Raw genomic sequence first — 25285 nt, forward strand, 5'->3', positions numbered from 1 at the left:
CGGGGCCGCCCGCCCCCCGCCCCCACCCCCCCCACCAACGGCGGCGGCCCGTGCCCGCCAGGTCCCAATTGCGCCCCCACGCCGGCGGGGTGCGGCCCCACTTCATATCAGGGGGACCACCCGGGGAGGGGCGAGACGTCAGGCGGCCTTGAAGCGGCGCAGGCCGGACGGGGTCACCACCGCGTCCACCGGCCGGTCGTGCGCCTCCTCGGGGACGCGCTCGACGACCTCCGAGTCGTACAGGAGCACCACGAGCGCGGGGTGCGCGTCCGCCCGCTCCAGCCGGGCCAGTACGCGGTCGTACGACCCTCCGCCGCGTCCCAGGCGCATCCCGCGCGCGTCCACCGCGAGCCCGGGCAGCAGGACGACGTCGGCGGACGTCACGGCGTCGGGGCCCAGGCGTTCGCCGGCGGGCTCGAAGAGGGCCATCTTTCCGCCGTGTTGGACGCGTGCGAGGGAGCCCTCCCCGGTGTACGCGCCCCAGTCCAGGTCGTTGTCCGGCAGCAGCGCCGGCAGGAGCACGCGCACGCCGCGCGCGTGCAGCGCGTCCAGCAGCGCGAGCGTGCCGGGTTCGCTCTCCACGGAGACGTACGCCGCCACCGTGCGCGCACGCCTCAGCTCGGGCAGCTCCAGCGCGCGCTCGGCCAGCGCCGTGCCCGCATCCCTGACGACATCCGCCGTCAACCTGTTCCTCACCGCGAGGAGCTCTCGCCGCAACATTCGCTTGTCAGGATCCACCGCACGTCCGACGTGTTCCACTGGTCGCTCTTGCACCCTTCCTAATGTGCTCATATGAGAGCTAATTAACCGGACCCGCGGATTCCCCGCAAAGCCACCGGATAAGGTTGCGGTCATGACTCAGTCGCACCCCAGGATCACCAAGGCTGTCATTCCCGCGGCAGGCCTCGGCACCCGGTTCCTGCCGGCCACCAAAGCCACTCCCAAGGAGATGCTGCCGGTCGTGGACAAGCCCGCGATCCAGTACGTGGTCGAGGAGGCCGTGTCGGCGGGGCTCGACGACGTGCTCATGATCACCGGACGCAACAAGCGCCCCCTCGAGGACCACTTCGACCGCAACTACGAGCTCGAGTCGGCCCTGGAGAAGAAGGGCGACGCCGAGCGGCTCGCCAAGGTCCAGGAGTCCAGCGACCTCGCCACCATGCACTATGTGCGCCAGGGCGACCCGAGGGGCCTCGGCCACGCCGTCCTGTGCGCCGCCCCGCACGTCGGGCACGAGCCCTTCGCCGTCCTGCTCGGCGACGACCTGATCGACCCGCGCGACCCCCTGCTCCAGCGCATGATCGAGGTCCAGGAGCAGCATGGCGGCAGCGTCATCGCGCTCATGGAGGTCGCGCCCGAGCAGATCCACCTCTACGGCTGCGCGGCCGTGGAGACCACCACCGACGGCGACGTGGTCAAGGTGACCGGCCTGGTCGAGAAGCCGGACCCGGCGGACGCCCCGTCGAACTACGCGGTCATCGGCCGCTACGTCCTCGACCCGCACGTCTTCGAGATACTGCGTCAGACCGAGCCCGGGCGCGGCGGTGAGATCCAGCTCACCGACGCCCTCCAGCAGCTCGCGCAGGACGAGAAGGTCGGCGGCCCGGTGCACGGCGTCGTCTTCAAGGGCCGCCGCTATGACACCGGCGACCGTGGCGACTATCTGCGTGCCATTGTCAGACTCGCATGCGAACGTGAAGACCTGGGCCCGGACTTCCGGACCTGGCTTCGCAGTTACGTAGCCGAGGAGATGCAGCAACGTTGAGCAGCGCCGCGACCCGCCCCGCCGGCCAGGACCACCTGTGGTCGGTGGACGAGCACCTGGAGGACATCCTCGCCACCGTCCGCCCCCTCGACCCCATCGAGCTGCAACTGCTCGACGCCCAGGGCTGCATCCTGGTCGACGACGTCACGGTGCCGGTCTCGCTGCCACCGTTCGACAACAGTTCCATGGACGGGTACGCGGTGCGGGTCGCGGACATCGCGGGCGCGAGCGAGGAGTTCCCCGCCGTCCTGGAGGTCGTCGGGGACGTCGCGGCGGGCGCCGCCGAGCTGACCCGGGTCGGCCCGGGCCAGGCGGCCCGCATCATGACCGGCGCCCCGCTGCCGCCGGGCGCGGAGGCCGTCGTTCCCGTGGAGTGGACCGACGGAGGCCTCGGCGAGGGGCCCGTGAGCGGGATGCACGCCCGCAGCCTGGCCCCCGAGGGTGCCACCGGGCATGTGAACGTGTACCGGCCGGCCGAGGCACGCGCGCATGTGCGCGCGGTGGGCAGCGACGTGAGGGCCGGCGACCGCGCCCTGGAGGCCGGTACGGTCCTCGGCCCGCCGCAGATCGCGCTGCTCGCCGCGATCGGGCGCGGCACGGTGCGCGTGCGCCCGCGGCCGCGCGTGGTCGTGGTGTCCACCGGCAGCGAGCTGGTCCAGCCCGGCGAGGAGCTGGGCAGCGGCCAGATCTACGACTCCAACAGCTTCGCCCTGACCGCCGCCGCCCGGGACGCGGGTGCGATCGCCTACCGGGTGGGCGCCGTCGTCGACGACGCCGAGACGCTGCGGTCCACCATCGAGGACCAGCTCATCCGAGCCGACCTGCTGGTCACCACCGGCGGGGTGAGCGTCGGGGCGTACGACGTGGTCAAGGAGGCGCTGTCGCACGTCGGCGACGAGGACGAGGCGGGCGGCGGCGTCGAGTTCCGCAAGCTCGCCATGCAGCCGGGCAAGCCCCAGGGCTTCGGCTCCATCGGCCCCGACCACACCCCCCTCCTCGCACTGCCGGGCAACCCCGTGTCGTCGTACGTCTCCTTCGAGCTGTTCGTCCGGCCCGCCATCCGTGCCCTGATGGGCCTTGCGGACCTCCACCGGCCGACGACCCGGGCGACCCTGAAGGTGGACCAGGCGCTGAGCTCGCCGAAGGGGCGCAGACAGTTCGTGCGGGCGACGCACGCCGAGGGCGAGGTCACGCCCGTGGGCGGTGCCGGGTCCCATCTGGTCGCGGCCCTGGCCCACGCCGACGCGCTGATCGTCGTACCCGAGGACGTCGAATCCGTCGAACCCGGCACGGAGGTCGAGGTCGTCCTGCTGGGCTGAGCCCGGCCCCCGGGCATCCCGCACCGGTGCGCACACCGACTTGGCGGTAGCGTGTCGCGCACAACAGGCCCGTGCGCCGCACCGCGACGGGCCCGGACCGGGAGCGCCACACACCATGACTGTGCCTTCCCGGGGGGAGACCCCCGGACCCCCTGTGCAGGACCGACTCACGCACATCGACGAGGCGGGCGCGGCCCGCATGGTCGACGTGTCCGGGAAGGACGTGACCGCGCGCACCGCCCGTGCCAGCGGCCGTGTCCTCGTCTCGCCCCGCGTGGTCGAGCTGCTGCGCGGCGAAGGGGTTCCCAAGGGAGACGCGCTCGCCACCGCGCGCATCGCCGGGATCATGGGCGCCAAGCGCACCCCGGACCTGATCCCCCTGTGCCACCCGTTGTCGGTCTCCGGTGTGAAACTGGAGCTGTCGGTCGCGGACGACGCCGTCGAGATCCAGGCCACCGTGAAGACCACGGACCGCACGGGTGTCGAGATGGAGGCCCTCACCGCGGTGTCGGTCGCCGCGCTCACCGTGATCGACATGGTCAAGGCCGTCGACAAGGGAGCGGTCATCACGGACGTACGGGTGGAGGAGAAGACGGGCGGCAAGTCGGGTGATTGGAGCCGGGCATGACATACCGGGCCCTTGTGGTCACCGCCTCCAACAGGGCTGCCGTCGGGGTCTACGAGGACCGGGGCGGTCCGCTGATCGCCGAGGGCCTCGCCGGCTTCGGCTTCGCCGTGGACGGTCCGCAGGTCGTCCCCGACGGTGACCCCGTGGAGGCGGCCCTGCGCGCCGGTGTCGAGGCGGAGTACGACGCCATCGTCACCACCGGCGGCACCGGCGTCTCGCCGACCGACCGCACGCCCGAGGCCACGCGCAGGGTGATCGACTACGAGGTGCCGGGCATCGCGGAGGCCGTCCGCGCGTTCGGAATGCAGAAGGTGCCGACCGCGGCGCTGTCCCGGGGCCTGGCCGGAGTGGCGGGGCGGACGCTGATCGTCAATCTGCCGGGCTCCACCGGCGGGGTGAAGGACGGCCTCGCCGTCCTGGAGCCCCTGCTGGTCCACGCCGTGGACCAGATCCGCGGCGGCGACCACCCCAGACCCGGACATGGGGGTGCGAGCTGAACAGCCCATCCTGGCCCGTCGTGCTGGCGGACGGCGACATCGTCCTCCGGCCGATAAAGCTGCGCGACCAGCGGGCCTGGCGCGAAGTGAACCGGCGCAACCGGGACTGGCTGCGCCCCTGGGAGGCGACCATTCCGCCGCCCACGCCCAGCGGGCCGATAGCGCACCGGCCGACCTACCGGCAGATGGTCCGGCATCTGCGCTCCGAGGCGAACTCGGGCCGGATGCTGCCGTTCGTCATCGAATACCAGGGGCGGCTGGTCGGACAGTTGACGGTCGCCGGGATCACCTGGGGCTCGATGTGCTCGGGGCACGTCGGCTACTGGGTCGACGAGGCGGTGGCCGGCCGCGGGGTGATGCCGACGGCCGTCGCGCTCGTGGTGGACCACTGTTTCCGCGCCGTCGGTCTGCACCGCATCGAGGTCTGCATTCGCCCCGAGAACCGGCCCAGCCGCCGGGTCGTGGAGAAACTCGGATTCCGCGAGGAGGGACTGCGCCCGCGTTATCTCCACATCGACGGAGCCTGGCGCGACCACCTCGTCTTCGCGCTCACCGCGGAAGAGGTACCCGAAGGGTTGCTGAGCCGCTGGCAGCGGGCACGCTCTCAGGGGAGGTCGAACAGCGGAAGTGCGCCGCGGAATCCGCAGAACACCCCCGGCAATCCCGCATAGCCCGGGAAATTGAATATTTGTTCGAAATTGATCGGTCGTTGACCGTCTCGGAGTATTGAATTCGCGGCTCCGACGGCCTAGTGATCGCATCGGTCACAAAAAAAGTTCGAAATATCAGCCGGATCGTGCGACACACCGGCCCAATTGGCAGATGGCCTCACGCAAACCCCTCTACCGTGTGAGACGTGAGCAGCAGCGGCCTCATCTACGCAGTCATTGTCGGGGCCTGGGCCGCCTACTTGGTGCCGATGTGGCTCCGTAGGCAGGACGAGCTGAACGAGGCCCGTCCGACGGAACGCTTCAGCACCGCCATCCGGCTGCTGTCCGGACGGGCGGGGATGGAGCGCCGGTACGCCAAGGACCTGCGGGCGCGCTCCGCCCAGGAGGGGGAGCCCAGCGCCGGCGACCCGGACGCCGTCACCGACTCGGTGGACGTCCGGGCCTTTGCCATGCGCCCGACCCGCCGTCAGGTACGGGCGGACGTCGAGCCGGAGACACCGGAGCGCCCGGAAGCGGCGCGCGGTCAGGCGACCGGGCCGACCCCGAAGTCCGGCTCCGCGCCCGCGCGTCAGCAGGGATCCGCGCCCAAGTCCCCTTCGGCGTCGGCGCCCAAGTCGGCTTCCCCTTCCGCGCCGAAGTCCCCTTCCACGCCGAAGTCCCCTTCCGCGCAGAAGCGCGTGCCCGTGGCGCGGCGTTCGCCCTCGGCCCAGGCGGCCGCGGCACGCGCCCAGCGCTCGAAGGCACTTGCGCGTCGCCGGCGCACCACGGTGATGCTCTTCCTCGCCTTCACGCTCGGCGCCATCGTCGCGGCCGTCGGCGGGCTCGCGTTCCTGTGGGCGCCCGCCGTGCCCGCCATACTGCTCAGCTCGTACATCGCGTATCTGCGCAGCCAGGAACGCCGCCGCTTCGCCTACCAGATGGACCGGCGCCAGGCCGAGGCTGCGGCCGCGCGGCTGCGGGAGCGCGCACGCCAGCCGCGGCGGCGCGCGCCCCTGGACGCGGGCGCGTCCGCCGACGAACCGGACGAGGGACCAGCGACCGAGACCGATACCGGCATGTCCGCCCTCGCCGCCGACCGTCGCGCCCTCGTCGAGCAGACCGACCACGCGGAGTGGGTCGACCAGCAGCGCGAGCGCCAGCGTCGGCCCGGGCACGGCGACAGCTGGGACCCGGTGCCGGTGCCGCTGCCGACGTATGTGACCGCGCCGGTCGCGCCGCGGGCCACGTCCGACGTGGACCTGGAGGCGCCCGACGCGTGGAGTTCGGCGCGGTCCAGCTCCGTCGCGCCGGAGCAGGAGGCGAAGCCGGACGCCCGGACGCGGGAATCCGAGCCCGAGCCCGCGGCCGAGGACGAGCCGGCCGCGGACGAGCGCGGTGAGGCACGGCGCCGTGCCGCCTCCGCCCGCCGCGCGCGCGAACGCGGCCGCACGCCGCTCTTCGACCAGTACGAGGACGGCGACCGCCCGCGCGCGGCCAACGAGTGATGCCCGTCACCCCTCGGGAGCCCGCCCTGACCAGTCAGGGAACGGATTTCCAAGCACCCCGATCGGGGTGCTAAAGTTTCACTCGTTGCAAGGGCCTGTGGCGCAGTCCGGTAGCGCACCTCGTTCGCATCGAGGGGGCCAGGGGTTCAAATCCCCTCAGGTCCACGCAGCATGAAGCCCCGGTCGGCGAAAGCCGACCGGGGCTTCATCGTGTTCACAGCGGCTTCGCGTAGCAGCGGCTCGACTCGTAGTGGCGGTAGTAGCCGAACTTGGTGCAGGGCTCATAACCGCTGGAAATGTAGAGGGCGATGGCCTCCGGCTGCTTGGTGCCCGTCTCCAGGACCATCCGGGCGCGGCCGGCCGCGCGGGCGTCCTCCTCCAGGGCGGCCAGCATGCGGCGGGCCAGGCCGCGGCCGCGCATCTCCTCGACCACGTACATGCGCTTGAGTTCGGCGTCGCCGTCCTCGTGGCCCTCGCCGTTCTCGTCCTGGCTGCGCCAGCCGCCGGTGGCCACGGGGCGGCCGCCCTCGTCGTACGCGATCAGGTAGACGCCGCTGGGCGGCTCGAAGTCCGACGCGTCCAGGGTGGTGGCGTCACCGCCGTCGCCGTAGCGCACGTGGTACTCGGCCTGTACCTCGTCGTTGAGCTTGACGGCGTCGGGGTGGTCGAAGGGGACGGGACGTATATTCATGCTGAGCATCGTACAATCATGCAGAGGAAGGCCCGGTGGAATACCGGACCTCGTCCAGTGTGCCGGTATCGTGCCCGGGTGCTGACTGTGACCTCGGTGAATGTGAACGGGCTGCGGGCCGCCGCGAAGAAGGGCTTCGTGGAATGGCTCGCGGAGACCTCCGCGGATGTGCTCTGCCTCCAGGAGGTGCGCGCGGAGCCGGAGCAGCTGCCCGAGGGCGTGCGCAGGCCCGACGGCTGGCACGTCGTACACGCCCCGGCCGCCGCCAAGGGCCGCGCGGGCGTCTCCCTCTACACGCGGCGCGAACCCGACCGCATCCAGGTGGGCTTCGGATCGGCCGAGTTCGACGGCAGCGGCCGCTATGTGGAGGCCGACCTGCCCGGCGTCACCGTCGCCTCCCTCTACCTCCCCTCCGGGGAGGTCGGCACCGAGCGGCAGGACGAGAAGGTCCGCTTCATGGACGAATTCCTCGCCCACCTGAAGGGGCTGCGCGAGCGTGCCGCCGCCGACGGCCGCGAGGTACTGGTCTGCGGCGACTGGAACATCGCCCACCACAACGCCGACCTCAAGAACTGGCGCGCCAACACCAAGAACTCGGGCTTCCTGCCGGAGGAACGGGAGTGGCTCGGCAGGGTCCTTTCCCCGGGCGACGGCGGCTACACGGACGTGGTGCGCACCCTGCACCCGGACGCCGAAGGGCCGTACACCTGGTGGTCGTACCGGGGGCGGGCCTTTGACAACGATTCGGGTTGGCGCATCGACCTGGCCGTGGCGACCCCTGGGCTCGCGGCACGGGCCGTCAAGGCAGTCGTGGAGCGGGCTGCCAGTCACGAGGAGCGGTGGTCGGACCACGCTCCGGTGACCGTCGTCTTCGAGATGTGACGGGCTCAGCTCCCGTCCGGTGCGCCGGAGCGTTCACCGAGCGTGAAGGTCAAGCGTGAGATGTCCGGTCCGGCCAGCCGGGCCGTGCCGCCGCAGCGGCCCTTGGCGACGGTGACACGGGCGCCGCTTTCGAGAAGAAGCTCGCGCGAGGCGACGGCGTCCGTCGCAGTCGCTTCGCGGTAGCGCTCGACGGTGTATGACTCGAGCCAGTCGGACCGCATTCCGGCTGGGGCGGGGCACACCTCACCGCGCGCCGTGGCGCGGCACATGTAGTAACCGTACGGATAGCCCTTACGTGCCGCGAAGTACATGCGTCCATTGCAGCCCGAACAGTGCACGACGCCCGTGAGCAGCGCTGTCGTCCGGGCCCTTGTGCGTCGGGTGCCATTGGAACGCGCCATCAGGACGTGCTGCAACGCGTGGAATTCCTCTTCGGACAGCAGCGGCTGTCCGATCATCACGGGTGCGCCGGACGGATCGAGAACCGTCTCCCCTCGGTGCGTTCGGTGCCCCATCAAGGTTGGGCTGCGCAATACCTTGGACAAAGTGCCTGAGGTCCAGCGGAACCGCTCGAAGTCACGACCGTGGCGACGACCGCCGGTGGGGCGTCCCTGGAGCTGGGCGTGGCGGTCGCGTGGTACCGGCATGGCCGAGGCGTTCAGCTCGCATGCGATGGCAGTCAGTGACTGTCCTGCGTGCACGTCTTCCACGATCATGCGAACGAGGGCGGCGGTCTCGGAATCGGGAGTCAGGCACCACCCGTTGCCTGAGGGGTGTACCGCCTTCCGGTAGCCGAAGGGGATCAACCCTCCTCCGTAGCGACCGGCGGCGCGTAGTGCTGCGTGACTGCCACTGAGTCGGGCGGAGATGGTGCGGGCTTCCTGTTCGGCGTCATGAGCGATGTCCATGCACCGTCGGATGGTCGAACCGTTCGCCTGCGGTGTTACGACGAGCGGGCAGTCGGGCTCCGGCGTCCCGAACACGAGAGTCCGGGCGTGCTGTCGTCCCCAGGCGATCAACTCGGTCATGTGTGCCACGGAGCGTATGGCGCGATCTACACGGGCCCATACGACGGCGTCGTACTCGTGAGGCCGTCGCAGCCAGAGCGAGAGGGACGGCCGTTCGAACGGGGACGTGGCGCGGGCCGAGACACCGAGGTCCGACGCCTCGGCAACCAGGGTCAGGCCGAGCCTGTCAGCGGTCGACTGGATGGCGGACCGTTGCCTGCTCGGCGAAGTGGTGACACTGGTGAGGTAGCTGAGACGCAGGGCTCCAAGGGTCCTGGGCCGTCCGGTGAAGGGTGAGTCAGGCAAAGAGGGCACGGCTGGACGAAGGCTATGCTCGGGCATGTCGGCGCTCCTGGAGAGTGTCGGCCACACCCCGGGGCTGGTCGCACAGCCGCCGGGGCCTTTCGATCTCACTCTCGAAGTCCGAAACCTCTTCCGTCTGGGTTTGCGTGAAATTTGCCCCGATGGGGTGAATCTGGCTGACCTTCAGTCCCGCTTCCGCAGTCGTCGGTCCAGGGCCAGGGACAGTTCCGCCTCCACCACGCTGCGGGCCAGGGGGCGCAGGCGGGCCAGGTCCTCCTCGGGGCCGTGGCGGAGGATGACCTCGGTGAAGAGTTCGGCCAGGGCGTCCGCGTGTTCGCGTACGCGCTTGGCCGCCGTCAGGACCTCGGCGAGCGGGATGCCCTCGCGGACCAGGGCCGAGGACACGTCCAGCAGGCGGCGGCTGATGTGGACGATCTCGTCGCCGTCGGTGCCCAGGTAGCCGAGGTCCATGGCCGCGGCGAGGTTCTCGCGGGTGACCTCGCCCGCGAAGTGGTCGGCGAGTTCCTCGGGGGTCAGCCGGACCGGCTCCTCCTCGGTGGGGGCACCGACGCCGAGCAGGTCGGCGACGTCCCGGCCGTGGTCGAAGGCCTCGGCGAGCTCCGCGATGCCGTTCAGGGTGTGGCCGCGTTCCAGCAGGGCCGAGATCGTGCGCAGGCGGGCCAGGTGGTGGTCGTCGTACCAGGCGATACGGCCCTCGCGGCGGGGCGGCGGGATCAGCTTGCGCTCGCGGTAGAAACGCAGGGTGCGCACGGTGATGCCGGCCAGCTGTGCCAGCTCCTCCATGCGGTATTCACGCTGCTCGCCGGGTCGTCCTGCGTCTTCAGCCACGCGATCAGCCTATGTGGTGCCGCCTGTGTTGTACCGCGGGTAACTTCCTTCCCCGGACCCCTACCGCTCGGTACGGAGCTGCTCTACCCTCCCATTGCGCCAGTGTTCACTGGCATGGTTCAACGAGTCCGATGCGATGCCTGGAGGCTTCGGGATGGCCGAACACGAGCATGTACGGGTGGCGGTGATCGGGTCCGGCTTCGGCGGGCTGGGCGCGGCCGTACGGCTGCGCCGCGAGGGGATCACCGACTTCGTGGTCCTTGAGCGGGCGGACAGCGTCGGCGGCACCTGGCGGGACAACAGCTACCCCGGGTGCGCCTGCGACGTACCGTCCCACCTGTACTCCTTCTCCTTCGCGCCCAACCCCGACTGGCCGCGCACCTTCTCCGGCCAGGAGCACATCCGCGCCTACCTGGAGCATGTCACCGACGTCTTCGGCCTGCGGCCGCACCTCCGCTTCGGCGCCGAGGTGAAGCTGATGACCTGGGACCCGGAGCGGCTGCGCTGGGACATCGAGACCACGAACGGCTCGCTGAGCGCCGACATCGTCGTCTCCGCCACCGGGCCGCTGTCCGACCCGAAGATCCCGGACATCCCGGGCCTGGAGTCCTTCCCGGGCAAGGTCTTCCACTCGGCCCGCTGGGACCACGACTACGACCTGAGCGGCAAGCGGGTCGCGATGGTCGGCACCGGGGCGTCCGCCATCCAGATCGTGCCGGCCATCCAGCCGCGGGTCGCCAAGCTCACCCTCTTCCAGCGCACCCCGCCCTGGGTCATGCCCCGCATGGACCGCGCCATCAGCGGCGCCGAGCGCCGGCTCCACCGCGCCCTGCCCTTCACCACGCAGCTGCGCCGCGGACTGCTGTGGGGCATCCGGGAGTTGCAGGTCCAGGCCTTCACCAAGCACCCCGACGAGCTGGGCTTCGTCGAGCAGTTGGCGCGGCGCAACATCGCCCGCGCCATCAAGGACCCGGCCCTGCGCGCCAAGCTCACCCCGGACTACCGCATCGGCTGCAAGCGGATCCTGCTGTCCAGCACGTACTACCCGACGCTGGTGAAGCCCAATGTGGACGTCGTCGCCGGCGGGCTGAGCGAGATCCGCGGGTCGACCGTCGTCGCCGCCGACGGCAGCGCGGCCGAGGTCGACGCGATCGTCTTCGGTACGGGCTTCCACGTCACCGACATGCCGATCGCCGAGCGGGTCGTAGGGGCGGAGGGCAGGACCCTCGCCGAGAGCTGGAAGGACGGGATGCAGGCCCTGCGCGGAGCGTCCGCGGCCGGCTTCCCCAACTGGATGACGGTCATCGGGCCCAACACCGGGCTCGGGAACTCCTCCATGATCCTGATGATCGAGTCCCAGTTGAACTACATGGCCGACTACGTACGGCAGCTCGACGTCCTCGGCGGCCGCGCCGCCCTCGACGCCCGCCCCGGCGCCGTGGAGGCCTGGAACCGCATGGTGCAGGAGCGCATGAAGCGCACGGTCTGGAACACCGGTGGCTGCACCAGCTGGTACCTGGACGCGAGCGGCCGCAACACCACCATCTGGCCCGGTACGACGACGGAGTTCCGCAAGGCGACCCGTCGGGTGGACCTGGCGGAGTACGAGGTGCTGCGGGCGCCGGCCCGCACGGGCGCGACCCAGAGCGCGAGCCAGAGCGCGACGCAGGACGTGACGAAGGCGGAGGTGGCCTCGTGAGCCGTCTCACCCGTCTCACCCGCGTCACCAGCGGCCCCTACGCCCCGCCCACCCCCGCCCGTGAACTCACGGTGGTCTCCGCCGATGGCGCCCGTCTGCACGTCGAGGTGCACGGGCCCGAGGGCGCGCCGCCCGTCGTCCTCGCCCACGGCTGGACCTGCTCGACCGCCTTCTGGGCGGCGCAGATCCGGGACCTGGCCGCGGACCACCGGGTCATCGCGTACGACCAGCGGGGACACGGGCGCACCCCCGCGAGCCCCGCCTGCACGACCGACGCGCTGGCGGACGACCTGGAGGCGGTGCTCGCGCGGACGCTCGCGCCCGGCGAGCGGGCCGTGATCGCCGGCCACTCCATGGGCGGGATGACGGTGATGGCCGCGTCCGGGCGCCCCCGTTTCCAGGAGCACGCGGCCGCCGTACTGCTGTGCAGCACGGGCAGTTCGAAGCTGGTCGCGCAGGCACGCGTCGTACCGCTGCGCGCCGGGCGCATACGCACCTGGCTCACCGCGCGCATCCTGGGTTCGCGCGCCCCGCTCGGTCCGGTCACTCCGGTCGCGAAGCGGATCCTCAAGTACGCCACGATGGGCGCCGGTTCCGCCCCGCACATGGTGGAGGCGTGCGCACACATCGTGCACGCCTGCCCGCGCGCGGTGCGCCACGCCTGGTCGCGGGTGCTGGAGCGGCTCGACCTCGACCACGGCGTACGGGAGTTGCGGGTCCCCACGGCGGTGGTCGCCGGTACCGAGGACCGGCTCACCCCGCCGGCGCACGCCCGTTTCCTGGCCGCCGAGCTGCCGGACTGCGTCGGCCTCACCGAGCTGCCCGGGCTCGGCCACATGACCCCGGTGGAGGCGCCCGAGCTGATCACCGGGAAGATCCGGGAACTCGTCACCACGTACGTACACGTCAAGGAGGGCGCATGAGCAGGATGAGCCTGGAGGGCCAGGTCGCGGTCGTCACCGGAGCCGCGCGCGGCGTCGGCGAGCTGCTCGCGCGCAAGCTCTCGGCGCGCGGTGCCAAGGTGGCGCTGGTCGGGCTGGAGGCGGACGCGCTCAAGGAGGTGTCCGGCAGGCTGCACAGCGACAGCGACCACTGGTACGCCGACGTCACCGACCACGAGGCGATGACGCGGGTGGCCCGGGAGGTCAAGGAGCGCTTCGGCAAGGTCGACATCGTGGTCGCCAACGCCGGGGTGGCGAGCGGCGGGCCGTTCACGGACTCCGATCCCGGGGCCTGGCGGCGGGTGATCGAGGTCAATCTGATCGGCTCGGCGGTGACGGGCCGCGCCTTCTTGCCGGTGCTCACCGAGAGCCGCGGCTATCTGCTGCAGATCGCCTCGCTCGCCGCGATCACCCCGGCGCCGATGATGACGGCGTACTGCGCGTCCAAGTCCGGCGTGGAGGCGTACGCGCACTGTCTGCGCGCCGAGGTCGGTCACCAGGGCGTGAAGGTCGGTGTCGCGTATCTGTCGTGGACCGACACGGACATGGTGCGCGGTGCCGACCAGGACGACGTCATGCGGGAGTTGCGGCAGCGGCTGCCGTGGCCGTCCAACAAGACGTACCCGCTGGGCCCCGCGGTGGACCGGATCGTCGCCGGCATCGAGCGGCGCTCGGCCCATGTGTACGGGCAGTGGTGGCTGCGCGGGATGCAGGGCGTGCGCGGTTATCTGCCGGCGGTCATCGGGACCGTGGGACAGCGCGAGATGCGCCGCTTCGCGCCCCGGCTGAAGGGGATGCGGACGGGGCTGGTCGGTGCGGGCGGGGAGGCCGACGAGCGCGAGCGTTCCGCCCGGCACGAATGAGTACGCCCGCGCCCGGCCAGGTTGGCCGCTACGCACCGTGACTGATCGACATGCGCAGTGTGTCCGCCCGTGTGAATCTGGTCGGGGCCCAACCAAAGGGCCCAAACCCCTCACCCTCCACGGGAGTGAACCCACATGGGTATGAAGGACCAGTTCCAGGACAAGTCCCAGGGCAAGCAGAAGGGCGCCCAGCGCGGCCAGCAGCAGCCCCAGCGTGGTCAGCAGCAGCCGCAGCGTGGTCAGCAGCAGCCGCAGCGCGGCCCGCAGCAGGCCGAGCGTGGTCGCCAGAACCCGCGGGACATCGACGAGTCCGAGCACGACATGCGTGACCGCATGGACATGGACTACGACGCCTGACGTCGGCGGTCCGGTGGAAGGGGTGCCCCGCGCGGGGCACCCCTTCTCATGTCCGCGGGGGTGTCTGCGGGGGTGTCCGCGGAGGCAGCTTCGGCCGCGAGCGGTCCGGTACGTCGCTGTAGTCGGGCGGGGCCGCCGCCGGGTTGGTGGTCAGCAGGTCCAGGGCCAGTTGCACCGCGTCGTCCATCTCGACGTGGCGGCCCTCCGCCCAGTCCAGCGGGGTGCGCAGGATGTCCAGGTCGGGGGCGACGCCGTGGTTCTCCACGGACCAGCCGTAGGCGTCGAACCAGGCCGCGTTCATCGGCACCGTGATCACCGTGCCGTCGCCCAGCCGGTGCCGCCCGGTCATGCCGACCACCCCGCCCCAGGTGCGCTGGCCCACCACCGGCCCGAGCTTGAGCAGTTTGAAGGCCGCCGTGATCATGTCGCCGTCGGAGGAGGTCGCCTCGTCGGCGAGGGCGACGATCGGGCCGCGGGGCGCGTTCGAGGCGTACGACACGGGCTGGGCGTTGCGGGTCAGGTCCCAGCCGAGGATGGTCCGGGTGAGTTTCTCCACGACCAGCTCGCTGATGTGCCCGCCCGCGTTGCCGCGCACGTCCACGATCAGCACGGGCCGGGAGACCTCCATGCGCAGATCGCGGTTGAACTGGGCCCAGCCCGAGCCGCCCAGGTCGGGGATGTGCAGATAGCCGCACCTGCCGCCGCTCAGCTCCCGGGTGACCTCTCGGCGTTTGGCCACCCAGTCCTGGTAGCGCAGCGGCCGCTCGTCGATCAGGGGCACGACGGCGACCCGTCGCGGCGGGCCCGTCTCGCCCTCGGCCGGGGCGAAGGTCAGCTCCACCGTCGTACCGCCCGAACCCGCCAGCAGCGGATAGGGACCCGTCACCGGGTCCACCGGCCGGCCGTCCACATGGGTGAGCACGGCGCCCTCGCGGATGCCCGTGCCGGCCAGTGGGGAGCGGGCCTTGGAGTCGGAGGAGTCGCCGGGCAGGATCCGCTTGACCGTCCAACGGCCGTCCCGGCACACCAGGTTGGCGCCCAGCAGGCCCTGGAGGCGCTGGTAGTGCGCCGGTCCCTCGTTGCGGCGGGCGGGGGTGACATAGGCGTGGGAGGTGCCCAGCTCGCCCAGCACCTCGCGCAGCAGGTCGGCGAATTCGTCGGGGGAGGCGACCCGTTCGACCAGCGGCCGGTACTGGTCGAGGACCGCGTCCCAGTCGATGCCGCACATGCGCGGCTCCCAGAAGTAGTCCCGGATGAGCCGGCCGGCCTCGGCGTAGGCCTGGCGCCACTCGGCGGGCGGGTCGACCTCGTGCAGGATGCGGCGCAGGTCGATCCAGGTGGTGGTGTCGCCGTCGCCGGGCTCGGTCGCGGGGACGGCCCGCAGGTCGCCCTCGTCCATGAGCACCAGCCGGGTGCCGTCGCCGCTCACCGAGAACCAGTCGAGGTGGTCGACGAGTTGGGACTTCTTCGCCTTGGTGAGGTTGAAGTACTCCAGTGTGGGCCGCTCACTGGGGTCGTTGGGGTTGGCGAACGTCTCGCCGAGCGCGCCCGAGATCGGCCAGCGCAGCCAGACCAGTCCGCCGCCGGAGACCGGCAGCAGCCCGGAGTACTTGGAGGCGGAGACCGGGAACGGGGTGACCCTGTTCTCCAGCCCCTCGACCTCCACGGTCACCGTGCCGCCCTCGCCGGTCTCCTCGTCCTCCACGGGGTCCAGGCCCCCGGCGGCCGGCCGGCCCTCGGGGTTCAGGGCGAAGGGGGAGGGGGTGGCCGAGGACAGCGGGACCAGGTACGGGCGGCAGCCGAGCGGGAAGGACAGGTCGCCGGTGTGGACGTCGTACACCGGGTCGAAGCCGCGCCAGGAAAGGAACGCCAGATAGCGGCCGTCCCGGGTGAAGACGGGGTTCTCGTCCTCGAAGCGGCCGTTGGTCACGTCGACGACCGGTTGGTCCGCCTGCCCGGGGCCGGAGATCCGGGCCATCTTGATCTGCCGGAGCGAGCGGCCGATCCCCGGATGCGACCAGGTCAGCCAGGAGCCGTCCGGCGAGAAGGCCAGGTCCCGCACCGGGCCGTTGATGGACCGGATCAGCTCGGTCACCTCGCCGTCCGTGTCCTCGCCCGTGTCGATCAGCAGCAGCCGTCCGTCGTGGGCGGCGACGGCGAGGCGCTCGCCCAGCGGGTCCGAGGCCAGCTCCAGGACCCGGCCCAGCTCGCCGGAGGCCAGCCGGCGCGGCGCGCGGTCGCCGCTGGCGCGGGGCAGATGGGAGATCTCGATCGCGTCCTCGCCCGCGGCGTCCGTGACGTAGGCGATCCGCCCGGTCGAGCCCAGCATCTCCGGGAGCCGGACCCGGACGCCGGGGGTGTCCGAGATGGTGCGCGCGGGGCCGTCGCGGTGGGTGAGCCAGTACAGGCTGCCGCGGACCACGACGGCGCTGGCCCGGCCGGTCTCGTCGACCGAGATGCCGTCCACGTGCCGGGCGGCCGGCACCTGGTACTTGCGGCGTCCCGCGCGCGCGCCGGACAGGCGTACATCGAGCCGGTGCGGCACCGAGTCCGCCGACAGGTCGTCCACCAGCCACAGGTCGCCCGCGCACTGGTACACCACCCGCGTGCCGTCGCTTGAGGCGTGCCGGGCGTAGAAGGCGTCGTGGTCGGTGTGGCGGCGCAGGTCGGAGCCGTCGTAGGCGCAGGAGTAGAGATTGCCGATGCCCTCGTGGTCGGAGAGGAACGCGATCCGGCCGCCGACGAACATGGGGCAGTCCAGATGGCCGCCGATGCCGGCGAGCAGCCGCTGGCCGTGCAGCCACAGCCGGCCCATGGCGCCGCCCCGGTACCGCTTCCAGGCGGCCGGTTCGTGCGGCGGGGTGCCGGTCAGGAGCAGGGTCCGGTGCCCTTCGTCGAGGTCGGCGACCTGGATGTCGGCGACCGGGCCCCAGGGGAGCTTGCGGCCGGGATCGCCGTCGGTGGAGACCTTGTAGGCCCAGGTGAAGTACGAGAAGGGCTGGCCGTGGGAGGCGACGGCGAGGATCTCCGGGCCGCCGTTCTCGGCAGGGGTCCAGCCGCACACCCGGGTGTCCGCGCTTCCCCAGTACGTCAGCTGCCGGCCCGGCCCGCCGTCCACGCCGACCACATGGATCTCGGGCACCAGGCTGCGCCAGCTCGTATACGCGATCGTCCGGCCGTCGGGAGAGAAGCGGGGGTGGCCGGTCTTGGTGCGGTCCACCGTGAGCCGCCAGGCGCGGCCCGGGGAGCCGAGGGGGGCCAGCCAGAGGTCGTCCTCGGCCACGAAGCACAGCAGTTCGCCGCTGAGGTGCGGCAGGCGCAGATAGCTCACCTCCCCATGCTTTTCCGCGGGATGGAGCGGAGCAACTTGTGAAAATTCCGGGCGTTCGACCAGGGCGTGACCGAGGACACGTACGAAACGGTTTCGTTTCGCATGAAGTGGTGCGCTACATTCGTCACGTACGAAACCGTGTCGTTCGGAGTGGGAAGGTGGGAACGATGACCGAGGTCGCCGCGGCGCGCCGCAGTCGTATCACCCCCGAGCGCGAGGCCGAGTTGTACGAGGCCGTGCTCGACCTGCTCCGCGAAGTCGGCTACGACGCCCTCACCATGGACGCCGTGGCCGCCCGCACCCGGTCCAGCAAGGCGACGCTCTACCGCCAGTGGGGCGGCAAGGCCGAACTGGTGGCGAAGGCCGTGCGGCACAGCAAGCCGGGCGGCTCGGCCGACGGGGTCGACACCGGGTCGCTCCAGGGCGATCTGCACGCCCTCACGATGCGTTCGGACGACTGCGAGATGGAGCAGAGCTCCGCGCTGATGCGGGGCCTGGCCATGGCGGTGCACGGCAACCCGGACCTCCTGAAGGCGTTCCGGGAGCATCTCATCGAGCCGGAGATGGCGGAGTTCCGTCGCGTGATCCAGCGGGCGGTCGACCGGGGAGAGGTCCGTGCGGACAACCCGGCGATCGGGTTCGTGATGCACATGATGATCGGCGGGTTCGCCGCCCGCGCGATGATCGACGAGCAGCCGCCGACGCAGTCGTTCCTCCTTTCGTACATCGACGCCGTGGTCCTCCCCGCCCTCTGCGTTCCCACCGACTGACAAGTCCCCTCAGCCCCACCTGACGTCACCGCTCACGTCGTCGGGCCGATCACCCCTGCCACCCACGGGGTTGGTCACCCCTGCCCTGAACACCCCACGACTGACCGGGAGTACGACCTCGTGGCCACGTTCCTGTACAAACTGGGCCGACTCGCCTTCAGGCGACGGCACTTCGTCGCCCTCATATGGGTGGCGCTGCTGACGCTGGCGGGCGTCGGGGCGGCGAGTGCCCCCGCGGCCGGCAACACCTCCTTCTCCGTCCCCGGCACCGAGGCCCAGAAGGCCTTCGACCTGCTGGAACAGCGCTTCCCCGGGATGAGCGCCGACGGCGCCACCGCGCGCGTCGTCTTCAAGGCGCCGAGCGGCGAGAAGATGACCGCCGCCGCCAACAAGAAGATCGTCAAGAAGACGGTCGCGGAGCTGAAGGACGGCTCCGAGGTCGCCTCCGTCGCCGACCCGTACCAGGCCAGGGCCGTCAGCAAGAACGGCACGGTCGCCTACGCGTCGGTCAAGTACAAGGTCTCCGGCATGGAGCTCAAGGACTCCACGCGCGAGGCCCTCAAGGAGGCCGCGCAGGACGCGCGGGACGCCGGGCTGACCGTCGAGGTCGGCGGTGACGCCCTCAACACGACTCCCGAGACGGGCGCCACCGAGGTCATCGGCATCGCGATCGCCGCGGTCGTCCTCGTCATCACCTTCGGCTCGCTGCTCGCGGCCGGACTGCCGCTGGTCACCGCCCTCATCGGCGTCGGCATCGGCGTCTCCACCATCGCCGCGCTCGCCAGCGCGCTGGACCTCGGCTCCACCACGTCCACCCTGGCCTCGATGATCGGCCTCGCCGTCGGCATCGACTACGCGCTGTTCATCGTCTCCCGCTACCGCGCCGAACTGGCCGAGGGCCGCGAGCGCGAGGAAGCCGCCGGGCGGGCCGCCGGCACCGCGGGCTCCGCGGTGGTCTTCGCCGGCCTGACCGTGGTGATCGCCCTGGTCGGCCTGTCCGTGGTCAACATCCCGATGCTGACCAAGATGGGCGTCGCCGCCGCGGGCACGGTCGCCATCGCGGTCCTGATCGCGCTCACCCTGATCCCGGCGCTGCTCGGCTACGCGGGGCGCAAGGTGCGCCCGGCGGGCGAGAAGAGCAAGCTGCTCGGCGGCGGCCGCACGCCCAAGCACCCCCACAAGGCCGGCCGGCCGAACATGGGCACGCGCTGGGCGAGCTTCGTCGTACGCCGCCCGGTCGCCGTCCTCCTGCTGGGCGTCGTCGGCCTCGGTGCCGCGGCCGTCCCCGCCGCCTCCCTGGAGCTGGGCCTGCCCGACGACGGCTCCCAGCCGACCTCGACGACGCAGCGCCGCGCCTACGACCTGCTCTCCGAGGGCTTCGGCCCCGGCTTCAACGGCCCCCTGATGCTGGTGGTCGACGCCAAGGACAGCGACCACCCCAAGGCCGCCTTCAAGGAGGTCGGCAAGGAGATCAAGGGCCTCAAGGACGTCGTGACGGTGACCCCGGCCGTGCCCAACAAGGCCGGCGACACCGCGACGATCACCGTGATCCCCAAATCCAAGCCGTCCTCGACGACCACCGAGGACCTGGTGCACGCGATCCGTGACAAGGGCACGGAGATCAAGGCGGACACGGACGCGCAGGTCCTGGTCACCGGCTCGACGGCGATGAACATCGACACGTCGCAGAAGCTGAACGACGCGCTGGTCCCGTATCTGGCCCTGGTCGTCGGTCTGGCCTTCCTCCTCCTGATCCTCGTCTTCCGCTCGATCCTGGTCCCCCTGAAGGCGGCCCTCGGCTTCCTGCTGAGCGTGCTGGCGGCCCTCGGCGCCGTCGTCGCGGTCTTCCAGTGGGGCTGGCTGTCCGGCCTGATGGGCGTCGAGCAGACCGGACCGATCATGTCGATGATGCCGATCTTCATGGTCGGCGTGGTCTTCGGTCTCGCCATGGACTACGAGGTGTTCCTCGTGACCCGGATGCGGGAGGCGTACGTCCACGGGGAGAAGCCGAGCCAGGCCGTGGTGACCGGCTTCAGGCACGGCGCCCGCGTGGTGACCGCCGCCGCGGTGATCATGATCGCCGTCTTCTCCGGCTTCATCGGGTCCAGCGAGTCGATGATCAAGATGATCGGCTTCGGCCTGGCGATCGCGGTGTTCTTCGACGCCTTCGTCGTCCGGATGGCGATCGTCCCGGCGGTGCTCGCGCTGCTCGGCAAGAAGGCCTGGTGGCTGCCGAAGTGGCTGGACCGCGCCCTGCCCAACGTGGACGTCGAGGGCGAGGGCCTGCGCGCCCACGACGGCGACCGCCCCCGGGACGGGGACGCGGACGCGGACCGGGAACTGGTGCACGCCTGACGCGCCGCTTCCACTGAAGGACCGGCCGGCGAGGGATCCGTGGGGACGGGGCGCTCTCGCCGGCCTCTTCATGCGGGAAACCCGGTCGCTCACGCGGGGAGACCCGGTCGCTCGTACGAGGAAACCCGGTCGCCTGCCCCGTACACGTACCGCTAGCGTGCCTGCATGACGACGACAGCCGCCACTGACGCCGACGCCGAGGGCTCCGGAGCCCACCCCCGCTTCGCCGCGGCCCTGGAGGAACTGGGCCTCGGGGAACTCCACTCCCGGATCAGACGCTTCCCGGACGCGACCCGCACCGCCGCCGAGGCCGCCGCGGCCATCGGCTGCGAGCTGAGCCAGATCTGCAAGTCGCTGATCTTCGCGGCATGGGGGTCCCCCCTGCTCGAGCGAAGCCGAGAGCTTGGGGGAGGGGTGCCGGTCCTCGTCCTCATGGACGGGGCCTCCCGGGTGGACGTCGAGCGGGTGCGGGAGGAACTGGGGGCCGAGGCCGTCACCCGGGCCAAGGCCGATGTCGTACGGGAGACGACCGGCTACGCGATCGGGGGCGTGCCGCCCTTCGGGCACCGGACCCGCACCCGGGTGCTCGCCGACCGGTCGCTGCTGGAGCACGACCTCGTGTGGGCCGCCGCCGGGACCCCGCACACGGTCTTCCCCATGGCGCCGAAGACGCTGATCGCCCATGCGGGCGGCACCCTGGTGGACGTGCGCGAGCGCACCTCGTGACACCGCTGGTCACCGCGGCCGTGCTGTTCGCCGCGGTCACGCACGCCAGCTGGAACGCGATCGCCCACCGGATCACCGACAAGCTCGTCGGCTTCACCCTGATCCTGGCCGGCGGTGTCCTCATCGGACTGGCCCTGGCGCCGTTCACGGCGTTCCCGGCGGCCGCGGCATGGCCGTACCTGTTCTGCTCCGCGGCCATCCACCTGGTGTACGTCGTCCTGCTGATGGCGTCCTTCCGGCTCGGCGACTTCGGCCAGGCCTATCCCATCGCGCGCGGCACCGCCCCGCTGGTCGTCACCGTCTTCGCGGCCGTCTTCGCCCACGAGGTGCCCGACCGCTGGGCCGCCGCCGGTGTCGCCCTGTCCTGCGCCGGACTCACCGGTGTCGCCCTGTGGGGGCTGCGCGGACGCCGGCCGAACTGGGCCGCGATCGGGGCGGCCCTCGCGACGGGGCTGTCCATCGCCTCGTACACCGTCGTCGACGGGCTCGGCGTGCGCGCCTCGGGGTCCCCCCTCGGGTACACCGCCTGGCTGATGGTGGTCCAGGGCGTGGTGATCCCGGCGTACGCCGTCCGGCGCTGGCGCGGGGAGACGGTCGCCCTGCTGCGTCCCTTCGCCGCCCTCGGCCTGTTCGGCGCGCTCCTCTCGTTCTGTGCGTACGGGCTGGTGCTGTGGGCGCAGACCCGCGCCGAACTGGCGCCGATCGCGGCCCTGCGGGAGTCGTCGATCATCGTCGGAGCGGCGATCGGCGCGCTGTTCTTCAAGGAGCGCTTCGGGGCGCCCCGGATCGCCGCCGCCGGGCTGCTGGTGGTCGGGATCGGGCTGATGCTGCACGCCGGTTAGCGGTGCGCGGGAGCGGATACCGCTGCCGGACTCGTCCGCGTCGTCGCGGGGAACGCTCGCGTTTGGACGACCATGGAGACCGCGTCTGAGCGACCCTGCTCAAGGCCGTACTCACCGCACGGATCAGGAAGTTGACGTCATGACAGACAAGCTCACCGTGAGCGTCCTGGGCACCGGGATCATGGGGGCCGCGATGGCCCGCAACCTCGCGAAGGCCGGGCACACCGTCCGCGTCTGGAACCGCACCCGCGCCAAGGCCGAGCCGCTGGCCGCCGACCGCGCCCACGTCACCGACACCCCCGCCGAGGCCGTCCAGGGCGCCGATGCCGTCCTGACCATGCTGTACGACGGCCACACCGTCCTGGAGGTCATGCGGGAGGCGGCTCCCGCACTGCGCCCCGGCGCGGTCTGGGCGCAGTCCACCACCGCCGGCCTCGACTCGGTCGCCGGTCTGGCCGGCTTCGCCGGGGACCACGGCCTCGTCTTCTACGATGCCCCGGTCCTCGGCACCCGCCAGCCCGCGGAGGCCGGACAGCTGACCGTCCTGGCCGCCGGTCCCGAGGAGGGCCGGGCGGCTGTCACGCCCGTGTTCGACGCGGTCGGCGCCCGTACGTTGTGGACCGGCGACGACGGGGCGGCGGGCAGCGCCACCCGGCTCAAGCTGGTCGCCAACAGCTGGGTCCTCGCGGCCACCGCGGCGACCGGCGAGGTCCTCGCGCTGTCCCAGGCGCTCGGCGTCGACCCGCAGGCCTTCTTCGACCTCATCGAGGGCGGGCCGCTCGACATGGGGTACCTGCGGGCCAAGGCGGCCATGGTGCTGGAGGAGCGGCTGTCCCCGGCCCAGTTCGCGGTGGCCACGGCCGAGAAGGACGCGCGGCTGATCGTCGGGGCCGGTGCGGACAACGGCGTCCGTCTCGACGTGGCCGAGGCCGTCGCGGAGCGCTTCGCGCGCGCCGCCGCCCAGGGCCATGCCGACGAGGACATGGCCGCCGCGTACTTCGCCAGCTTCGACGGGAAGCCGGCTTCCTGAGCGCAAGCACGTCCCGGAAGCCCGTCCCGCAAGCCCGTCCCGGACGCCCGTTTCCTGACGGAAAGCCAGTTCTCCGGGCCGACGTGACGCCGGGGGCGTCGAGGAGCACCCTGGAAGCAGTGATTCCGGAGGTGGTCCTCATGATGCACACCGCTGTGGGATGGCACGTCGAGCTGGAGTTCAAGGAGGACGATCTGCACACGCGGGCGGCCGCGCTGGTGCGTCTGCCCGACGGCAGTGAGATACGGGCGCACGGGAGTGCCAGCAGGCACCACACCGACGCCAATCAGCCACGCGTCGGCGAGGAGATAGCCGGCGCGCGGGCGCTCAACGAACTGGCGATGCAGTTGCTGACCAAGGCACACGGAGAGATCGACTCGGCGTCCGGGCGGATCTCGCACCCGATCAACGTGTGACGCGCTCCAGGGCCGTCCGCACCGCCCGCACCAGCGCCTGCGCCCGCGGGTCCGCCGTCACGCTCTTGCGGAAGCCGTTGGTGACATAGCCGAAGGCGATGCCCGACTCGGGATCGGCGAAGGCGAGGGCGCCACCGCGGCCCGGGTGGCCGAAGGAGCCGGCGGACAGCAGCGGCGACGCGCTGCCGTGCAGCATGTAGCCGAGGCCGAACCGGGTGTTCACCACGAGCACGCGGTCCGGCCCGGCCGACTGCTCGCCCCGGGCCGACTCGACCGTCCCGGGGTGGAACAGCCGTGTGCCGCCGTCCACCTCCCCGATCAGGGAGGCGTAGAAGCGGGCCAGACCGTCGGCGGTGGCGATGCCGTTGGAGGAGGGGAGGGCGGCCGCGCGGTAGGCGGGCGCGTTCTCGTCGGGGAGCGGGGTGATCGCGGCGAAGGCACGGCGGGTCAGGGACTCCGGGTCGGCATAGGCCTCGGAGACGGACCGCTTCGGCCGGGTCCTCAGCGCGCCGCCCGCCTCGGCGGCCTCGACGGGGCCGACCCGGCCCACGCGCGCGGCCGCGGACTGCGGCAGGCCGAGCCAGAGGTCGGCGCCGGCCGGCCCGGCGATCTCGGCCGCGATGAACTCGCCGACCGGGCGGCCGGTGACGCGCCGCACCAGCTCGCCGGTGAGCCAGCCGTATGTGTGCGCGTGGTACCCGTGGTCGGTGCCCGGCTCCCACACCGGCGCCTGGGCCGCGACGGCCTGTGCGCCGAGGTCGGGGTCGGCGGCCTGCTCCGGCGTCAGCGGACGGTCCAGCACGGGGACGCCGGCACGGTGCGCGAGCACATGCCGGACCAGCGCGCTCTCCTTGCCCGCCGCCTTGAACTCCGGCCAGTACTCGCCCACCGGCGCGTCCAGGTCCAGCTCACCGCGCTGGTGCAGAAGCAGCAGCGCGGCGGCGGCGACGCCCTTGGTCGCGGAGCGCACGATCTGCGCGGTGCCGTGCTCCCAGGGGGCCGTACCGTCGACGTCCTTCGTCCCGCCCCACAGGTCGACCACCCGGTGCCCGTCCCGGTACACGGCGACGGCCGCGCCCCGGTCGCCGAGCAGCCCGAAGTTGCGCGCGAACGCCGCCCTGACCGGCTCGAAGCCCTCGGCGACCGTGCCGCTCACGTCCACGTCCACATCCACGCCCGGTTCCTCCACTTGCTTGCGCCAGTGAGTGAAACACGGGACTGAGGCCTTGGATTCCTCGGCGGGGTAACCGATCCGGTTACGGTTTGGTGTCCTAGGGCCCGCAGACGCCGGGATTCAGCCCAGCACGATCGTCACGTCGATGTTGCCGCGTGTCGCGTTGGAGTACGGGCAGACCTCGTGGGCCGCGTCGACCAGCTTGGCCGCGATGTCCGCGTCGAGGACCGGGAGGGAGACGCTGAGGGCGACGGCCAGGCCGTAGCCGCGGTGCCTGTTCGGGCCGATGCCGACCTTCGCGGCGACGGTGGAGCCGGTCAGGTCGTAGCCCGCGCGGTTGCCGACCAGGATCAGCGCGTTGTGGAAGCAGGAGCTGTAGCCCGCGGCGAACAGCTGCTCCGGGTTGGTGCCGTTGCCGTCCCCGCCCAGCTCCGGCGGCATCGCGACCTTCAGCTCGATCTCGCCGTCCTGACTGGTGACGTACCCGTCCCGGCCACCGTGTGCGGTGGCTTCGGCGACGTACATGATCTTCGTCGGGCGGGTGTCCACAGCGGTGCCGTCGGTTGCGGCGGTGCCGTCAGTCATGGTCGGCCTTCCAAGGAACAGGTGTGCACAAGTACATCGTGCACAAGGTACTGGCCGGTAGGTCAGTTGTCGCCCTCAGGGCATGGTGACCGTGGGTAAC

The 25285-nt window shown here is 71.6% G+C and carries 24 protein-coding genes and 1 tRNA gene; 18 read left to right on the forward strand and 7 right to left on the reverse strand.

Annotated features, from left to right (window positions below):
- Positions 1–138: 138 nt before the first annotated feature.
- Positions 139–720, reverse strand: coding sequence for a 5-formyltetrahydrofolate cyclo-ligase (locus AB0I54_RS44980; RefSeq protein ID WP_363302179.1), 582 nt, complete (start codon positions 718–720; stop codon positions 139–141).
- 133 nt (positions 721–853) lie between these two features.
- Between AB0I54_RS44980 and galU the strand changes: the two genes are divergently transcribed.
- The 7 genes from galU to AB0I54_RS45015 all read left to right on the forward strand — a co-directional run bounded on the left by galU (position 854) and on the right by AB0I54_RS45015 (position 6529).
- Entirely contained in the window at positions 854–1765 is a 912-nt protein-coding gene (gene galU / locus AB0I54_RS44985) for a UTP--glucose-1-phosphate uridylyltransferase GalU (protein ID WP_363302180.1), read from the forward strand.
- Entirely contained in the window at positions 1762–3084 is a 1323-nt protein-coding gene (glp, locus tag AB0I54_RS44990) for a gephyrin-like molybdotransferase Glp (protein WP_363302181.1), read from the forward strand. The genes galU and glp overlap by 4 nt, the downstream gene beginning before the upstream one ends.
- Positions 3085–3199: 115 nt before the next feature.
- Complete coding sequence (gene moaC, locus AB0I54_RS44995) at positions 3200–3712, forward strand: cyclic pyranopterin monophosphate synthase MoaC (RefSeq protein WP_363302182.1); 513 nt, start codon at positions 3200–3202, stop codon at positions 3710–3712.
- On the forward strand, positions 3709–4209 hold the full coding sequence (locus tag AB0I54_RS45000; protein ID WP_363302183.1) for a MogA/MoaB family molybdenum cofactor biosynthesis protein: 501 nt from the start codon (positions 3709–3711) through the stop codon (positions 4207–4209). The genes moaC and AB0I54_RS45000 overlap by 4 nt, the downstream gene beginning before the upstream one ends.
- 20 nt (positions 4210–4229) lie before the next feature.
- Positions 4230–4880: a GNAT family protein gene (locus AB0I54_RS45005; RefSeq protein WP_363302184.1), complete on the forward strand. Its 651-nt coding sequence runs from the start codon at positions 4230–4232 to the stop codon at positions 4878–4880.
- Between the two features lie 185 nt (positions 4881–5065).
- Positions 5066–6364, forward strand: a complete 1299-nt coding sequence (gene glpR / locus AB0I54_RS45010; RefSeq protein ID WP_363302185.1) for a gephyrin-like molybdotransferase receptor GlpR — start codon at positions 5066–5068, stop codon at positions 6362–6364.
- Between the two features lie 91 nt (positions 6365–6455).
- Positions 6456–6529 (forward strand) — tRNA-Ala (locus tag AB0I54_RS45015).
- A 49-nt stretch (positions 6530–6578) separates the two neighbouring features.
- On the opposite strand, the gene AB0I54_RS45020 is transcribed toward AB0I54_RS45015, so the two are convergent.
- Entirely contained in the window at positions 6579–7055 is a 477-nt protein-coding gene (locus tag AB0I54_RS45020) for a GNAT family N-acetyltransferase (RefSeq protein ID WP_363302186.1), read from the reverse strand.
- A 57-nt stretch (positions 7056–7112) separates the two neighbouring features.
- Between AB0I54_RS45020 and AB0I54_RS45025 the strand changes: the two genes are divergently transcribed.
- The gene (locus tag AB0I54_RS45025; protein WP_363302187.1) at positions 7113–7937 is read left to right on the forward strand and encodes an exodeoxyribonuclease III; all 825 of its coding nucleotides are present in this window, start codon (positions 7113–7115) and stop codon (positions 7935–7937) included.
- Positions 7938–7942: 5 nt separating this feature from the next.
- On the opposite strand, the gene AB0I54_RS45030 is transcribed toward AB0I54_RS45025, so the two are convergent.
- Together AB0I54_RS45030 and AB0I54_RS45035 are read right to left on the reverse strand one after the other, a co-directional pair.
- Positions 7943–9286 carry a recombinase family protein gene (locus AB0I54_RS45030; RefSeq protein ID WP_363302188.1) on the reverse strand — a complete coding sequence of 448 codons (1344 nt, stop codon included), beginning with the start codon at positions 9284–9286 and terminating at the stop codon, positions 7943–7945.
- A 144-nt stretch (positions 9287–9430) separates the two neighbouring features.
- Positions 9431–10051 (reverse strand): MerR family transcriptional regulator, encoded by a 621-nt coding sequence (locus AB0I54_RS45035; RefSeq protein WP_363302212.1) that lies wholly within the window; start codon positions 10049–10051, stop codon positions 9431–9433.
- A 199-nt stretch (positions 10052–10250) separates the two neighbouring features.
- On the opposite strand from AB0I54_RS45035, the gene AB0I54_RS45040 reads away from it, so the two are divergent.
- The 4 genes from AB0I54_RS45040 (at position 10251) to AB0I54_RS45055 (ending at position 13956) form a co-directional block, all read left to right on the forward strand.
- Positions 10251–11795: an NAD(P)/FAD-dependent oxidoreductase gene (locus AB0I54_RS45040; protein WP_363302190.1), complete on the forward strand. Its 1545-nt coding sequence runs from the start codon at positions 10251–10253 to the stop codon at positions 11793–11795.
- Complete coding sequence (locus tag AB0I54_RS45045) at positions 11792–12718, forward strand: alpha/beta hydrolase (protein ID WP_363302191.1); 927 nt, start codon at positions 11792–11794, stop codon at positions 12716–12718. Before AB0I54_RS45040 ends, AB0I54_RS45045 begins: the two co-directional genes overlap by 4 nt.
- Positions 12715–13599, forward strand: a complete 885-nt coding sequence (locus AB0I54_RS45050) for an SDR family oxidoreductase (RefSeq protein ID WP_363302192.1) — start codon at positions 12715–12717, stop codon at positions 13597–13599. Before AB0I54_RS45045 ends, AB0I54_RS45050 begins: the two co-directional genes overlap by 4 nt.
- Before the next feature lie 135 nt (positions 13600–13734).
- Complete coding sequence (locus AB0I54_RS45055; protein ID WP_363302193.1) at positions 13735–13956, forward strand: hypothetical protein; 222 nt, start codon at positions 13735–13737, stop codon at positions 13954–13956.
- A gap of 46 nt (positions 13957–14002) precedes the next feature.
- Here AB0I54_RS45055 and AB0I54_RS45060 read toward each other — a convergent pair whose 3' ends face one another.
- A complete protein-coding gene (locus AB0I54_RS45060; RefSeq protein ID WP_363302195.1) occupies positions 14003–17287 on the reverse strand; it encodes a S41 family peptidase in 3285 nt (1094 codons plus the stop codon).
- Between the two features lie 167 nt (positions 17288–17454).
- On the opposite strand from AB0I54_RS45060, the gene AB0I54_RS45065 reads away from it, so the two are divergent.
- The 6 genes from AB0I54_RS45065 (at position 17455) to AB0I54_RS45090 (ending at position 23426) form a co-directional block, all read left to right on the forward strand.
- Positions 17455–18057 carry a TetR/AcrR family transcriptional regulator gene (locus tag AB0I54_RS45065; RefSeq protein WP_363302196.1) on the forward strand — a complete coding sequence of 201 codons (603 nt, stop codon included), beginning with the start codon at positions 17455–17457 and terminating at the stop codon, positions 18055–18057.
- 120 nt (positions 18058–18177) lie between these two features.
- Positions 18178–20412, forward strand: a complete 2235-nt coding sequence (locus tag AB0I54_RS45070; RefSeq protein ID WP_363302197.1) for an MMPL family transporter — start codon at positions 18178–18180, stop codon at positions 20410–20412.
- A gap of 165 nt (positions 20413–20577) precedes the next feature.
- Entirely contained in the window at positions 20578–21138 is a 561-nt protein-coding gene (locus tag AB0I54_RS45075; protein ID WP_363302198.1) for a YbaK/EbsC family protein, read from the forward strand.
- Positions 21135–21980, forward strand: a complete 846-nt coding sequence (locus AB0I54_RS45080) for a DMT family transporter (protein ID WP_363302199.1) — start codon at positions 21135–21137, stop codon at positions 21978–21980. The genes AB0I54_RS45075 and AB0I54_RS45080 overlap by 4 nt, the downstream gene beginning before the upstream one ends.
- A gap of 139 nt (positions 21981–22119) precedes the next feature.
- The gene (locus tag AB0I54_RS45085; RefSeq protein ID WP_363302200.1) at positions 22120–23010 is read left to right on the forward strand and encodes an NAD(P)-dependent oxidoreductase; all 891 of its coding nucleotides are present in this window, start codon (positions 22120–22122) and stop codon (positions 23008–23010) included.
- A gap of 140 nt (positions 23011–23150) precedes the next feature.
- Positions 23151–23426 carry a DUF1876 domain-containing protein gene (locus tag AB0I54_RS45090; protein WP_363302201.1) on the forward strand — a complete coding sequence of 92 codons (276 nt, stop codon included), beginning with the start codon at positions 23151–23153 and terminating at the stop codon, positions 23424–23426.
- Here AB0I54_RS45090 and AB0I54_RS45095 read toward each other — a convergent pair.
- Both AB0I54_RS45095 and AB0I54_RS45100 read right to left on the reverse strand, forming a co-directional pair.
- Positions 23416–24588 (reverse strand): serine hydrolase domain-containing protein, encoded by a 1173-nt coding sequence (locus AB0I54_RS45095; RefSeq protein WP_363302213.1) that lies wholly within the window; start codon positions 24586–24588, stop codon positions 23416–23418. The genes AB0I54_RS45090 and AB0I54_RS45095 overlap by 11 nt on opposite strands.
- A gap of 132 nt (positions 24589–24720) precedes the next feature.
- Positions 24721–25185 carry an organic hydroperoxide resistance protein gene (locus AB0I54_RS45100; protein WP_363302202.1) on the reverse strand — a complete coding sequence of 155 codons (465 nt, stop codon included), beginning with the start codon at positions 25183–25185 and terminating at the stop codon, positions 24721–24723.
- Positions 25186–25285 lie beyond the last annotated feature (100 nt).

It is taken from the genome of Streptomyces sp. NPDC050625 (assembly GCF_040654755.1).
In the GTDB taxonomy this organism is placed as follows: domain Bacteria; phylum Actinomycetota; class Actinomycetes; order Streptomycetales; family Streptomycetaceae; genus Streptomyces.